Below are 13,542 nucleotides of genomic sequence, written 5' to 3'. Positions count from 1 at the left end.
TGGACCATGGGACGTTTCTCTCCACTCCTGCACACCCTGCGCCGCACGCCACCGCTCGTGTTCGCCATGGCCGTGCTGGCCACCGGCCTGGTGGTGGCCAGCAGTGTGCTGGTGAAGGGCCTCCGCCGCGGCAACGACACCATCACCGTGACTGGCTCCAGCACCGAGCGCATCTCCAGCGACTTCGTGGACTGGACGGTGGAGGTTGCCGAGAGCGCGCCCAGCCTGCAGGCCTCCTACCAGCAACTGCAACCGCAGGTGGAGCGCACCCTCGCGTTTCTGCGGCAGCAGGGCATCGCCGCCGAAGCCATCAGCCCCCAGCCGATCAAGTCGGACAAATCCGACGTGCGCGATTCCCGGACCGGCGCCCTGCAGTCCACCACCTTCACCACCCGCCAGCCGATCCGCATCAGCAGCCCCGACGTGGCCAAGGTGGCCGCCGTGGCCCGGCAGATCGGAGCCTTGGTGGGTGAAGGCGTGCCGCTCACCATCAACGATCCCGCCTACACCTACACCAGGCTCCCTGAGAAACGGGTGGACATGCTGGCCAAGGCCACCCGCGATGCCCGCCTGCGCGCCCGCGAGATCGCCCGCCAGGCCGGCTCCCGCATCGGTGTGATCACCCAGGCCGACACCGGCTCCTTCCAGATCACCGTGCCCAACTCCACCGAGATGAGCAGCTACGGCTCCTACGACACGACCACCATCGAGAAGGACATCACCGCCGTGATGGGGGTGACCTTCCGGGTGGAGTAGTGCTCCTTCTGGCAGAAGTGTCAGTGCAGGCGCCCGTCCTCCAGCGACAGGGTGCGATCGGCGATGTCGAGGATGCGGCTGTCGTGGGTCACCAGCAGGATCGTGCAGCCGTGCTCCAGCGCCAGCCGCTGCATCAGCGTCACCACCTCGCGGCCCGAGCGGCTGTCGAGCGCGGCGGTGGGCTCATCGGCCAGCAGCAGCGGCGGCTCCCCCACCAGCGCCCGCGCCACCGCCACCCGCTGCTTCTGTCCCCCCGAGAGCTGGGCGGGCTTCACCTCCAGGTGATCCCCCAGCCCCACGGCCTCGAGGAGGGCCCGGGAGCGACGCTCCATCTCGGCGGCGCTCAGGGTGCCGCGCATCTCCAGCGCCATGCGCACGTTCTGGGTGGCGGTGAGGCTGCGGTGCAGGTTGTGGGCCTGGAAGATGTAGCCGTGCTCGCGCCGGGCCAGGGTGAGCTCCAGGGCGCTGGCGCCCACCAGCTGCCGGCCCAGCACGATCAGCGAGCCCCCCTGGGCCGCCCGCAGCCCGCCGATCAGGGTGAGCAGGGTGGTTTTGCCCGAGCCGGAGGGCCCGGTGAGCAGCACGATCTCCCCGGCCGCCACCTCCAGCGCCACATCGAACAGCACCTGGCGCCGCACCGCCCCCCGGCCGAAGTGGTGGTTGAGCCCCTGGATCGTGATCGCGCTGGCCATGGCGGAGCTCCGGCTCAGAACAGCTCGGCCGGATCGGCCGCCTGCAGCCGCCGGGTGGCGATTGCCCCCGAGGCCAGGCACATCACCAAGGTGAGCACGAACACCACCACCGCCCGCTGCAGCGTCATCGCGATCGGCAGGCTGGTGGCCTTCGCCGCCACCGCGTAGAGCCACAGCGGCATCAGGGCGCCGGGAATGAAGCCGAGCGCCGCCAGGATCAGGGCCTGCTCCACCACCACCAGCAGCAGGTAGCGGTTGCGGAAGCCCATCGCCTTGAAGGTGGCGTACTCCTGCAGATGGGCATTCACATCGGTGGAGAGCACCTGGTACACGATCACCACCCCCACCACGAAGGCCATGGCCGTGCCCAGGCCGAAGATGAAGCCCACCGGGCTGGCCACCCGCCAGTAGTTCTCCTCGAAGGCCACGAAGTCGGCATCGCTGAGCACCTGTACGTCGTCCGGCAGGTGGCGGCGCAGGGCCTCCACCACCGGTGCCGTGGCCTGCCCCGGCGCCAGGGTGAGCAGGCCCACACTCACGCTGGCGGCGCTCACCCGCGGGAAGATCCGCAGGAAGGTCTGGTCACTGGCCATCAAGGTGGCGTCCGCCCCGAACGAGGCCCCCAGCCGGAACAGCCCGCCCACCGTGATCGTGCGCCGCTCGATCTCGCTGGTCACCCGCTCGCCCCGGTCGATCCGGGCGATCGCCTGCTTGTACTGTCCCCGGGCGCCCCGGTCGAACAGCACCGTGTCGGGGAGCTTCAGCAGATCGGCCTGGGCCATCACCTCCGGCAGGCGCAGCACATCGGCATCGGGGTCGAAGCCCAGCACCTGCACCGTGGCGCTGCGCAGGGTCTGGGGATTGCGCCAGGTGACGGTGCGGATGTACAGCCCCTGGGCGTCCGTGACGCCGGGCACATCGAGGGCCTGCAGCAGGCGGCGGCGCGGGAAGGTGGAGAGGTTCTGCAGGTTGAGGGCCCGGGGGCTGATCAGCACCACATCGGCCTTGAAGGAGCGATCCAGGCGGGTGTTGCTGTCATACAGGGCCGCCTGGAAGCCCAGCTGCATGAACATCAGCAGGTCGGCGAAGGCGATGCCGGCCAGGGCCACCAGAAAGCGGCCGCGGTCGTGGCGCAGTTGCAGCCAGCCGAGCGGTGTTCTCATGGGCCGATCACCACCCGCACCTGCAGGTTCGTGAAGCGGGCGGCCAGGGGATTGCTCTCGGGCGTGAGTGGTGCACGAACTTCCACCACCCGGTTGTCGGTGTTGGCGCTGGGATCGGTGTTGATCACGTTCTGGCGCAGCACGATGGCGCCGATCTGCCCCACCCGCCCCTCCAGGGGCTGCTCCAGGGCAGGGCTGGTGATCCGCACCGGCTGGCCCGGCTTCACCCGGGGCAGATCGCTCTCGTACACCTCCGCCACCACCTGCATGCGGCCGACCTGGCCGAGTTGCACGATCCCCCTGGCTCCGGGCGCCTCGCCGGCGCGGGCGAACACCTGCAGCACGGTGCCCGCGATCGGAGCGCGGATCAGGTTGTCATCACGGCTGGCCACGGCCCGCTCCAGGTTGGCCTCGGCCTGCTCGAGGCCGCGCTGGGCCGCCTCCACGTCGAGGTCCACGCCGCCGGTGCCGGCCGTGCTGCGGGCCTGCTGCCGCACCAGCAGGGCCCGGGCCTCCTCGAGCGCGGCGCTCACCGTGTCGAGCGTGAGCTGACGGTTGTCGCGGTCTTCCGCCGACACGGCGCCGCTGGCATACAGGTTCTGGTAGCGCCGCGCCTCGGTGGTCGCCGTGCGCTGCTGGGCCTCGAGCGAGCGCACCTTGGCCAGCTGGCTGGCCTCGCCGCTGCCGGCGTCGGCGCGGGCGATGGCCAGCCGCGAGCGGGCCAGGTTCACCTCGGCGCGGGCGGCGTTCACGGCGGCCTCCAGCTGGGGCTGGTTGTCGAGCACCGCCAGCAGCTGGCCGGCCTTCACCGCCTCGCCCCGCTCCACCAGCAGCTTCAGCAGGGTGGGCTGGCCCGCTCCGCTGGTGGGTGCCGCGATCGTGCGCAGCTCGCTGATCGGCTCCAGCCGCCCCAGGGCCGTGACGGTGCGGATCGGCTGCTGCACGGTGGGCGCTGATGGTGCAGCCGGCCGCTGCAGCAGACCGCGGCCGGCCAGCACCGCCAGGCCCAGCACCAGGGCGCCACCGCCCAGCAGCCACCAGCTGCGCCGCTGCAGGGGTGGCAGGTGCGGCATGCGTGGCAGGCGGGGCATGAGTGGCAGCCGCGGGAACGCCATCGCTCGCCCTCCCAGATGCAGTTACTATACCGTTCAGTTCAGTTTGTGGAGCGGGCCGCGCCATGCCCTCTGCCGTGCCCTCTGCCATGCCCTCTGCCGAGGCGGCCGCCAACGGCGCCCGGGGCCTGCGGACCCTGCGCAAGCGGAATGCGATCCTCGAAGGGGCACGCCGCGAGTTCCTCCGCCACGGCTACGCCGCCACCTCGATGGACCGCGTCGCCAGGGCGGCAGCCGTGTCGAAGGCCACGGTGTACAGCCACTTCTCCGACAAGGAGGCCCTGTTCCGCGCCCTCACCGAACAGCTGGTGGGGGAGCGCCTCAGCGAGCTGTTCGGCGCCTCCCCCCGGGAGGCCCTGCCGAGCGAGCCCGCCGCCGCCCTGCGCGAACTGGCCGCCCGCTGCCTGGCCAGCCGCGAGGGCCAGCCTCCGTTCCTCTCCTTTCTGCGCCTGGTGATCGGCGAGTCGGAGCGCTTCCCCGAGCTGGCCAGAACCTTCGTGGCCCAGCTGGAGCGCACCGGCGTGGCCCAGGTGGTGCACCTGTTCGAAGCCCTGCCGGCCGGCCCTGACGCCGAGATGCGGGCCCGCGTGTTCATGGGCGCCCTGGTGCACCTGATCCTGATGCAGGATCTGCTGCACGGCCGCGAGGTGGCCCCGGTGGACCGCCAGACCTACGCCGCCGTGCTGGTGGACCTGGTGAGCCGGGTGGGGTGAGAGAGCTTGAACGCCTCGGCGACGCCCCTGGAGGGGATGTCAGGGGCCAGCACGAGGGCGAGGGGTCCTGGTGCTTGTTGGCCGTCTTGTTTGTTGGCCGTCTTGTTTGTTGGCGGTCTTGTTTGTTGGCGGTCTTGCTTGCAGGGCACCGACAAAGTACGGCTGCCCTTCCGTGGCAAGGCTGCGATGCTGATCAGACAGGGCTGAATCAGAAAGGTAGCGAAATGAACCAGTGGGTAACGATTGGCACGTTGCGCCTGGAGGCATCAATCAACACCATTTAAAGTTGATAGACAGCAATCCCGCTGGAGGCGCCATGGCTGATACCTGGATGGCTGACACCTGGATGATCCATGGGATGGAGTACACGAACTGCAACTGTGCCTGGGGCTGTCCCTGCCAGTTCAACGCTCCCAGCACCCATGGCCATTGCGAGGCCGTGGCGGGTGGAGTGATCGAGGAAGGTCACTTCAACACCACCGTGCTGGACGGCCTGCGCTGGGTGATGGTGCTCCAGTGGCCCGGTGAGATCGTGCAGGGCAACGGCACCCAGCAGGCGATCATCGATGAGCGGGCCGACCCCGAGCAGAGGGAGGCTCTCCGACGGATCCTGCACGGCGAGGCCACCCGTCCGGGCGCCACGCACTTCTTTGTCTTCAACAGCACGATGACCTCCGTGCTGGAGACACTGCACGCCCCCGTTCACGTGGAGATCGATGTGGGAGCGCGCCGTGGTCGGATCCACGTTCCCGATCTGGTGGACTCCACCGGCACCCCCATCCCCAACCCCTTCGGCGAGGGCGACTTCCAGGCCAGGATCAATCTCCCCAACGGGTTCGAATACACCCAGGCCGAGATCGGTTCAGGCAGCTCGCGCGTGCGGGCCGGAATCACCCTGGATCTGAGTGACAGCTACGGCCAGTTCAATGAACTCCACATGAATCAAGATGGGGTCATCCGCTGAGGTTCAGCTCCGCCTGGCCCGTCGGGACCGCTGGCTCCTCACGGCAGCGCTCATCCTCGTCACCACCTTGGCGTGGGCGGATCTCCTCCACATGGCGGCGACCATGCAGGCACCCATGGCCCCCGAGCCACTGGGGGAGCAGGCCTGGAGTCTCGGCGATGCCGCCGCGATGGTGGCGATGTGGATCGTGATGATGATCGCGATGATGGTGCCTTCAGCAGCGCCGATGGTGCTGCTCTATGGCGCCGTGGCTCGCAAGGCCAGGGATCAGGGCACCGTGCTGGCTCCATCGGTGGTTTTTCTGAGCGGCTACCTGCTGGTCTGGAGCGCCTTTTCAGTGGTCGCCACCCTGCTGCAATGGGGCCTCGATCAGGCTGCGCTGCTCTCCCCGATGCTGGTGCTCAGCAGTCCTTGGATCGGGGGGTCGATTCTGATCGCCGCCGGTTTCTACCAGTTCACCCCGGCCAAGCACGCCTGCCTGGCCCACTGCCGCTCCCCGGTGCATTTCCTCTCGGGGCACTGGCAGCCCGGCTGGTGCGGCGCGGTGCGGATGGGGCTCGAACACGGCCTCTACTGCCTGGGATGCTGCTGGATCCTGATGGCGTTGCTGTTTGTGGGAGGGGTGATGAATCTGGGCCTGATCGCCGCCATCTCGCTGTTCGTACTGGCGGAGAAGTTGCTGCCGTTCGGCGTCTGGGCCGGCCGCCTGGCGGGGGGTGGGGCGATGGTGGCAGGGCTGCTGATGCTGCCCCTGCGTCCCGGTTGAATCCGGATCACGAGAGCAGAGCCCGCAGCTTCCTGCCGCCGCTGCCGGCGAAGCCGTCGCGCTCATAGAACTCCAGGGTGCGGGGGAAGGCCGGCAGGGGCATCCGCCACCTCGGCCAGCGCGATCCGGTGGGTCACGGGGCAATCTCCCGGCACTGCTGGGGGAAGGAGACATCCAGCACCACGCAGCCCTGATCGGTGCGGAACGGGCCATGCACCTCCCCCGGGGGACGGCTGGCGTAGTGCCCAGGGGCTGATCGATCAGGGGCGCGACCGTGGCCGCGTGCTCCTGGGCCAGATCATGGTCGCCGCCGGGCAGCACCACCAGCCGGGCCGATGGAAGCCGCCCAGCCAGCCGCTGCCCCCGATGGCGGAGCCGAATCGCCACCGGTTGCCAGAAGCCGGCGTTGCCGGAGGCGCCGGGGAGCAACAGCAGCTGGGCCGGTGGCCCCGGGGTCATGGCTGCAGAACCAATGGCGTCAGCGCCCCTCGCAGTGCTCCACGGCGCGCAGATAGATCAGCTTGCCGGGCCCGCCCTGGCCCTGGAGCCGGTCCGAGGCCCGCAACCGGATCTGCTCGTCGATGCAGCGGTTGTAGCGGTGATCGCGCACAGCACCGGGCACCATCAGCACCGCGATCGCCACCAGGCTCAGGCTGCTGATCGCCGCCAGCAGGGGATAGGCGTGGGCCCGGATCATTTCCCTGGGGCTCAGCGTCTGTCCTTCGTGGTCGGCCATCGGAATCCGCGTCAATCACCAATCCTGCCCGAGGCCAAGTCCGATCCCGAAGCCGATCCCGAGGCTGCCAGCCCGTCCCGAAGGGGTTCAATCCCGATCGCACAGGACGCTCGCAGAGGACGATCACGCGGGGGGGGGGGGGAACGAGGTTCCCCCTTCGCGCAGCCGGCTCAGACACGCTTGACCAGATTCTCCCGGGAATCTCCGCCGGTCAGGGTGCTGAACATCGCCATCATCTGCTGCAGCAGCTGGTTGGCCTGGGCTTCCTGAACCTCCTGACTCAGGGTGGTGAGTTGGGCGCGGCGGTCATTGACCAGCTGGGCCAGACGTTCCACCAGTCTGGGATTGCCCTCGAGCAGGGGTCGCAGGTCGTTGCGCTCCACCTCGAGCAGCACGCTTTCCTCCGTTGTCCGCACGGTGGCGGTACGGGGTTGGTCCGTGAACACACTCATTTCGCCGAAGATTGTTCCGACACCGAGCTCAGCGACCTTCTTCTCGATGCCGCCCTCCATCAGCTTGATGACCTGAACACGGCCAGTGACGACCTGGAACATCGCAAAACCCTCATCCCCTTCCACCACCACGGCCTCCCCGGCCGCAAAGCGCAGACATCGGGTCAGCGGAGCGATCCGCTCCAACTGTTCGGAACTGAGGTGGCCGAAGAGCACATTCTCCCTGAGCAGATCCACCCGAGCTTCCAGGCCATAACCAGCCGGATCATCGATGGGGGCCGGCAGACGCTTGGGCCGCAGTTCACGAACCGGATAGGGCAGGGTTGTACCCTCCCGCTCCAGCACATACCAGATCTGCGCAAGCAACTGGCCGCGCAGAATATCGAAGCCGTTATCCGTTGGATCTTCCTGCCATACTTCCAGTTCATAGGTGATGGCATGATCCGCATAGGCATACACAAAGGCCGTCGGTTCAGGTTCGGCCAACACCAATGGATGGCGCCGAGCCACCTGCATCAACAGCTCCGTGGCCCGCTCCGGCGGCAGGGTGAGGTCGAGGTTGAGATGAATCTCACGGGCGATCGGGCCAGAGGGCCCGAAGCGTCGGATCTCCGTCGACCACATCCTGCTGTTGGGCATGGTGATCAGGGCACCATGCACGTGCCGAAGGCGGGTACTCATCAGGGTCAACGACACGACCCACCCTTCGATCTCATCACTGACGACGATGAAGTCGCCCTCCTGGAAGGGCGAATCAAGCTGTAGAACAATGCCGGCGAAAAAATCCTTGAGGGATTCCTGAGCAGCCAGGCCAATCACGGCTGTGAGGATGGCAGACGTGGTCACCAGGCCCACCACGTTGATGCGTGCCTGTTCCTGCAGGACAACCACCGTGATCACCCCAGCAATCACCAACAAGCCAAGATCTCGCAGGATCTTGGGTGGGCGTGGCCACCAGGAGAGAATCGTGGGAAATTCCAGCGTCAGCCATACCGACAGCTGCAGATAGGCATAGCTGGCAGTGATCAGCTGCACCGTGTCCAGCCAGGGAAGGACGTCAGGGGGAAACGACTGCTGGCGCAGGATGGTGATGACCAGCCAGCTGATGATGGCCAGCGTGGGCAGCCGCACCGGAATGGGTGGAAGCCTGCGCTTGCGGCAAATGAACAACACCGCAAGCAGCACCAGCTCCAGAAGGAAGGCGAGAAGGATGGTGTGAAAGATGACCATTCCCCAGCCTGGGCGAGTGCTTAAGACGAATGCTTGAGAGCGTGAATCAGGCCTTGGCGCGCCAGCGCATCAAGCCATGCATCCGGCAAGGCCCTGGGCGAATCCCCGTCTGGCACAAGGGCATCGAGCAGCTGACGGGCTCTGCGAGATGGAAGCCCATTCTGCGCAGTCTGGCGAGGCCCCGCCATCGGCTGGGTCCGGAATTGCCGATGGCGGACCGTCCGTCCCCTGGCCCCTGCCCCCGGGCCAGCTCACCGACACCCACCAGCGGTGCGGTGAGCCGGACCATCCCCCCGGATGGGGGACCCTGGCTTCAGCGGCAGCCCTGCACGGAGATCCGGTAGCTGAAGCCGGTGGAGCCGGGCTCCTTGGCCGTTCCGACTTTGAAGTTCACCTGACTGACGCGCTTGCCCTGGACCGCCGGGAACGGGCCGAACATCTTGCCGGTGCCCAGCGCGGGTTTCAGGGTTTCATTCACGACCCGCAGATTGCTGCCGTCGGTGAACTTCAGGTAGGCCTCGATCGGGTAGCTCCCCACGTCGGTGGAGTCGGCCGTGAAGAAGAGCTTGTAGCTGCTGTAGGAGCCGTCCACCGCAAAGTCGGTGTTCCAGTTGGTGCGGCCGATCGTCGAGCCGATCGGACCTTTGGGACGCTGCACCCGCTTCTTCACGATCGGGCCGGTGCCGCCGATCGGCTGAAGAAAGGTGCAGGGCCCCGCCGAGGCCGGCTGGGGAGCGAGCAGGGCCCCACAGGCGAGGCTGCCGGCCAGGCATCCCGCCCATAGGCGGCCGGGGGATGACGGTCTCAGGAGCATGGCGAAGCGGCAAGGGACCCCTTCATCGTGAACACACCCCGCCTGGTCCAGCCTCGGCGTCACTGACTGAAAGAACGCTGGCCGAGGCCTGGGAGGGCACCCGCCGCACCGCCAGCAGCACCCCCACCAGCACCAGCGCCGTGCCCAGCAGCACCGGCAGGCCCAGGGGTTCCGCCAGCACCGCCGCCGCGCTGAACACCGACACCACCAGGGTGAGCGAGCCCACGATCGCCACGGTGGCCACGCTGAAGCGGCGGTAACAGAGGCGCAGGCTCCACTCACTGCCCAGCACCACGGTGAGGGCATAGAGGCCGATCACCCCGGCCACCCACCACAGCTGCAGGTGCATGAAGTGCTCCGGCCCGAACAGCACCAGCCCGATCCCGAGGAACACCAGGGCGGCCAGCAGCGACGGCAGCCCGGTGGTGAGGCCGATGCCGAGACCCTCCCGCCCCAGCCGCCGCGCCGTGACCGCGCTGCAGGAAAAGCCCGCCACACCCAGGCCCCCCCAGCCCAGCCCGGCCAGTCGGTCCATCCCCATCGGCTCCCCGCGGCCCGCCGAAGCCAGCACCAGCCCCAGGCCGATCACGGCGGTGGTGAACCAGAAGCGACGGGGGAGCGGCTCGCCGAGCCACAGCCACGACAGCAGTGCCGAGACCGGCAGCACCAGGGTGAACAGCAGTGTCTTCTCGATCACGGCCAGGGCCTCGATCGCCATGTAGCTGCCCAGGGGCCCTGCCAGGCTCCCGGCCAGCATGTCCAGCCCCAGCAGCTGCCACTGATGGCGCTCCAGCCCCGGCAGCTGCCGGCGCAGCGCCGACCGGTCGGCGGCCATCAGGCTCAATCCGACCACGAGCAGGGCGAAGAAGAACAGGTTGCAGGCACTGATGGGGTTGAGACCATCGACGGAATGGCGCACACCGAGCAGCTGCAAGGCCCGCACCACGGTGCTCTCGAGACCCTTGAGCACCACATAGGCCATCAGAGCCCCCATGGCGGTGCGTCGTGACGTGGGCCCCAAGCATCGTGCCGGCCGCCTCGGCCCACAACCACCGCGGCGTCCTGGCTGGCGGTGCCGCCTAGCGAAGCCGCAGGGAGGGCGGGATGGCATCGAGGCGCCAGAGCTGGCGATGGGGGCGGAGCAGCTCCTGCCCGACGATCGCCTCGATGCCCAGGGCCGTGAACACCGGGTTGGCGGTCACGATCGCCTGCAGTGGAGGCGCCGAAGCGGCAGGGCCCGCCCCCAGGCGGGGCCCGTGGACCTGGATCCAGCGAGCGGGCTGCTCGCCGCAGAAGCCCGCCACCCGCAGCGGCCGGCCCGGTCCCGGCGACCCGAGGGCCAGCGCCAGCGCGGGGGTGATGAACAGTCCTTCCGCACCGGTGTCGGCGAGGGCCTGCACGCTGCCTGCAGCGCGGCCGGTGGCGAGGGACAGCAACGGCACGCCGCGGTGCCAGCGGAGGGGGACCGTCACCTCCCGGGTGGCCGCCCCCGCCGCGGCGTGGAGAGCCTGGCGGCCGAAGGCCAGCCTGCCGCCGAGCGGGTCGATCCAGAGGGGCAGCTGACGCAGCTGGGGGGCCCCCAGCACGCCATCGACATCCGGCGGCAGTCCTCCCACCGGCAGCACCAGGGCCTCGGCATCCCGGAGGCTGAGGGGTTCCTCGGCCCGGCCGGCCGGCTGGGGCTGGGCCAGCACGGTCAGCACCGGCAGCGTGGTGCGCCGCGGCTGCAGGGCCCGGCAACCCTGGCCGGCCCCGGCCAGGCCGAAGTCGGCCGGTGGGATGGGCGCGCTGGGAAGGCCGAGCCGCTGCACGAGCTGCGGCGAGACCAGGGTGGAGGAGGCGCCCGTGTCGACCAGGAAGCGCACCGGCCGGCCGGCGCTCTGCAGGCTCAGCACCGGCGTGTCTCCCCCAGCCGCGCGCTCCAGCGGCAGGCTCACCGAACCCGCCAGGGATCCGGGCCGGAGCGCCGGGCCCTCGAGCTGGATCAGGGCCGCGGTCAGGGCCGCGGCCAGGGCCCCGGGTGCCGGCATCAGCAGCGGGCCTGCCGCTCGGCACGGCGCAGGCCCGGGCGATCCCCGCCGGCCGGAGGCCTCGAACGCTGCATGGAAACCAGGCCAGAACCCGAGGCCAGATCTAAAACAGCAGCGCCCCCGTTCAATGCGGCACCGTGCCCGCCATCAACACCCTGCAGGACCTGATCGACTCCGGCAAGGTGATCGGCCTCGATGCCCTGCAGGAACAGAAAACCAATCTGCTGCGGGACATCCAGGGCAAGCTCCGCCAGATCGGCGCCTATGGCGGCGATCTCGATGGGCTCTACGGACCGATCACCGAACGGGCCCTGATCCTGTTCTGCCAGGCGGTGTACCTCGACACCATGCAGACCCAGCTGCTGGGGCCCACCTTCGCCACCAAACTGCTGCAGGCACCACCACCGGTCTTTCCGGCGGGCCAGGGGAAGCCAACGGGCTTCCGCGCGCCGGTGGGCGGCGTGGTGACCAGTGAATTCGGCAACCGGGTGCATCCGGTGACCGGGGAACTGCGGCTGCACAAGGGCATCGACATCGGCGGCAATGCCGGCCAGGCGGTGGTGGCGTCCGCCACCGGCACGGTGGTGATCGCCGGGGTGGTGTCGGGCTACGGCAACTTCGTGGAGATCAGCCACGGCGATGGACTCACCAGCGCCTATGCCCACCTGGCCCGCATCGATGTGCGCCAGGGCGCCACGATCCGCCAGGGAGAGCCCCTCGGGGTGGTGGGAGCCACCGGCGGGGTGACGGGGCCCCATCTCCACTTCGAGATCTTCCACAACGGCCTCCCCCAGAACCCCCGCGACTACGTGTCCTTCGCCTGAGCATCCGGCCAGCCCCAGGGCCAGGCCCCAAGGACAGGCACAAACACCCATTGCCCCGCCGGGGCTGCTCGACGAAGCTGTGCGCATCGGGATTCGGAGGCTCCACGGATGGAAGACACCCCCCCGCAGCAGACTTCAGGAGCGCGCTGACGATCCGGCCCCTGCTCCAACACTCTCAACGGATCACTGACGTCCCAGGCGTGTCGCAGGCTGTATCACCCCCTTCAGCCGTCGCCGTCCACCGCACCGTTCACGAGCCAGTCCTCGACCTCGCTCCCAGGTGCCCCGGATCCGACGGGACGTCCCCCTAGACACCTGGCCCCAGGTGCCAGCGCCGGCAGCTCCGCCACCACAACCTCATACACCAGCGATCTGACGATCCACCGACCGCACAGCTGCGCCCCGCCCCTCCGGGCAGGCACCACGGCTGAGCAGACAAGAGCCCGGGACAGCTGTCCCGGGCTTTGTTGTGGGGCTTTGTTGTGGGGCGTGGTTCAGGAGGCCGATCCCGGCCGGGAGCTCGAGCCACGGTCGGTTCGCCCTCCAACCGATGGCGGTCTGCCGAACACAGTCGTGAGGGCCGAATCGCGGCGTTCGGTTCACCCGATCCCGGAACCTTTCGGCAGCGGCGACAGTGTTGCCACGGGGGCGATGAGACCCCGCCACCACCGCACCTTCGCCACCAGAACCATGCTGAGTCTGCGTACATCTTCCCCCTTCGAACTGTTCGATCGCCTCGAGCAACAACTCACCCAGCAGCTGCAGGGAGCCGAGCGTGTACCCGCCGCCGAGGTCCATGAAACTCCCGAGGGGTATGCGATCACGCTCGAACTTCCCGGCGTCGACCGCGACGCGATCGACGTCAAAGCCACCGATCGCACCCTCGTGATCAGCGCCGAGCGCCGCAGCCAGCGGTCCGCACCGGCGGCCGAGCGACAGGCTGAAGCGGGCAGCGCCCAGACCTCCAAGCAGCAGCCCAGCGCCGGGGCCGGCCCGCTGCTGAGCGAGTTCCGCTACGGCACCTGGAGCCGCAGCTTCCGCTTCCCGATGCCGATCGAGGCCCAGCAGCTCAACGCCGTCTACCGCGACGGGCTGCTCACCATCACCGCCCCCAAGGCCCACAAGGTGACCTCCGTGGCCGTGAAGGTCGAAGGCTGAACCCGGCGCTGAACCGTCCTCACCGGTCCTGAATCCATGCCGCCCCCGGCCTGTGCCGGGGGCGGTTCGCTGTACTCAGGGCCCCCAGGCCGCGGCAACCGGGTCAGAATGAGTCTCACCTGCACGATCCCG

At 68.8% G+C, this 13,542-nt stretch carries 14 protein-coding genes; 6 read left to right on the top strand and 8 right to left on the bottom strand.

Features of this window, described 5'->3' with window-relative positions:
• Window positions 1-6 precede the first annotated feature (6 nt).
• On the top strand, window positions 7-756 hold the full coding sequence (locus ACLD7X_RS04940; protein ID WP_411422384.1) for an SIMPL domain-containing protein: 750 nt from the start codon (window positions 7-9) through the stop codon (window positions 754-756).
• Window positions 757-776: 20 nt separating this feature from the next.
• Here ACLD7X_RS04940 and ACLD7X_RS04935 read toward each other — a convergent pair whose 3' ends face one another.
• Genes ACLD7X_RS04935 through ACLD7X_RS04925 form a run of 3 tightly spaced genes read right to left on the bottom strand, consistent with a single transcriptional unit; the run spans window position 777 to window position 3,684 of the window.
• Window positions 777-1,448, bottom strand: coding sequence for an ATP-binding cassette domain-containing protein (locus ACLD7X_RS04935; RefSeq protein WP_411422383.1), 672 nt, complete (start codon window positions 1,446-1,448; stop codon window positions 777-779).
• 14 nt (window positions 1,449-1,462) lie between these two features.
• Window positions 1,463-2,611: an ABC transporter permease DevC gene (devC, locus tag ACLD7X_RS04930; protein ID WP_411422382.1), complete on the bottom strand. Its 1,149-nt coding sequence runs from the start codon at window positions 2,609-2,611 to the stop codon at window positions 1,463-1,465.
• The gene (locus ACLD7X_RS04925) at window positions 2,608-3,684 is read right to left on the bottom strand and encodes an HlyD family efflux transporter periplasmic adaptor subunit (protein WP_412006890.1); all 1,077 of its coding nucleotides are present in this window, start codon (window positions 3,682-3,684) and stop codon (window positions 2,608-2,610) included. The genes devC and ACLD7X_RS04925 overlap by 4 nt, the downstream gene beginning before the upstream one ends.
• Before the next feature lie 128 nt (window positions 3,685-3,812).
• Between ACLD7X_RS04925 and ACLD7X_RS04920 the strand changes: the two genes are divergently transcribed.
• The 3 genes from ACLD7X_RS04920 to ACLD7X_RS04910 all read left to right on the top strand — a co-directional run bounded on the left by ACLD7X_RS04920 (window position 3,813) and on the right by ACLD7X_RS04910 (window position 6,166).
• Window positions 3,813-4,436, top strand: a complete 624-nt coding sequence (locus ACLD7X_RS04920; RefSeq protein WP_412006889.1) for a TetR/AcrR family transcriptional regulator — start codon at window positions 3,813-3,815, stop codon at window positions 4,434-4,436.
• A gap of 331 nt (window positions 4,437-4,767) precedes the next feature.
• Window positions 4,768-5,400 carry a DUF1326 domain-containing protein gene (locus ACLD7X_RS04915; RefSeq protein ID WP_412006888.1) on the top strand — a complete coding sequence of 211 codons (633 nt, stop codon included), beginning with the start codon at window positions 4,768-4,770 and terminating at the stop codon, window positions 5,398-5,400.
• On the top strand, window positions 5,384-6,166 hold the full coding sequence (locus tag ACLD7X_RS04910) for a DUF2182 domain-containing protein (RefSeq protein WP_411422378.1): 783 nt from the start codon (window positions 5,384-5,386) through the stop codon (window positions 6,164-6,166). Before ACLD7X_RS04915 ends, ACLD7X_RS04910 begins: the two co-directional genes overlap by 17 nt.
• Window positions 6,167-6,644: 478 nt before the next feature.
• On the opposite strand, the gene ACLD7X_RS04905 is transcribed toward ACLD7X_RS04910, so the two are convergent.
• From ACLD7X_RS04905 to ACLD7X_RS04885, 5 genes are all read right to left on the bottom strand, one after another.
• Window positions 6,645-6,902 carry a hypothetical protein gene (locus ACLD7X_RS04905; RefSeq protein ID WP_411422377.1) on the bottom strand — a complete coding sequence of 86 codons (258 nt, stop codon included), beginning with the start codon at window positions 6,900-6,902 and terminating at the stop codon, window positions 6,645-6,647.
• Between the two features lie 170 nt (window positions 6,903-7,072).
• Window positions 7,073-8,584, bottom strand: coding sequence for a cyclic nucleotide-binding domain-containing protein (locus ACLD7X_RS04900; protein ID WP_411422376.1), 1,512 nt, complete (start codon window positions 8,582-8,584; stop codon window positions 7,073-7,075).
• A 313-nt stretch (window positions 8,585-8,897) separates the two neighbouring features.
• On the bottom strand, window positions 8,898-9,398 hold the full coding sequence (locus tag ACLD7X_RS04895; protein WP_411422375.1) for a hypothetical protein: 501 nt from the start codon (window positions 9,396-9,398) through the stop codon (window positions 8,898-8,900).
• Window positions 9,399-9,420: 22 nt separating this feature from the next.
• A complete protein-coding gene (locus ACLD7X_RS04890; protein WP_412006887.1) occupies window positions 9,421-10,392 on the bottom strand; it encodes a hypothetical protein in 972 nt (323 codons plus the stop codon).
• A gap of 85 nt (window positions 10,393-10,477) precedes the next feature.
• The gene (locus tag ACLD7X_RS04885) at window positions 10,478-11,428 is read right to left on the bottom strand and encodes a retropepsin-like aspartic protease (RefSeq protein ID WP_411422373.1); all 951 of its coding nucleotides are present in this window, start codon (window positions 11,426-11,428) and stop codon (window positions 10,478-10,480) included.
• Window positions 11,429-11,565: 137 nt separating this feature from the next.
• Between ACLD7X_RS04885 and ACLD7X_RS04880 the strand changes: the two genes are divergently transcribed.
• Window positions 11,566-12,252: a M23 family metallopeptidase gene (locus ACLD7X_RS04880; RefSeq protein ID WP_411422372.1), complete on the top strand. Its 687-nt coding sequence runs from the start codon at window positions 11,566-11,568 to the stop codon at window positions 12,250-12,252.
• Window positions 12,253-12,942: 690 nt separating this feature from the next.
• A complete protein-coding gene (locus ACLD7X_RS04875) occupies window positions 12,943-13,410 on the top strand; it encodes an Hsp20/alpha crystallin family protein (RefSeq protein WP_425625094.1) in 468 nt (155 codons plus the stop codon).
• Window positions 13,411-13,542: the final 132 nt, after the last annotated feature.

The organism is Aphanothece microscopica RSMan92, assembly GCF_046613545.2.
GTDB lineage: Bacteria > Cyanobacteriota > Cyanobacteriia > PCC-6307 > Cyanobiaceae > NIES-981.
This window is presented reverse-complemented; position numbering and strand designations above follow the sequence as displayed.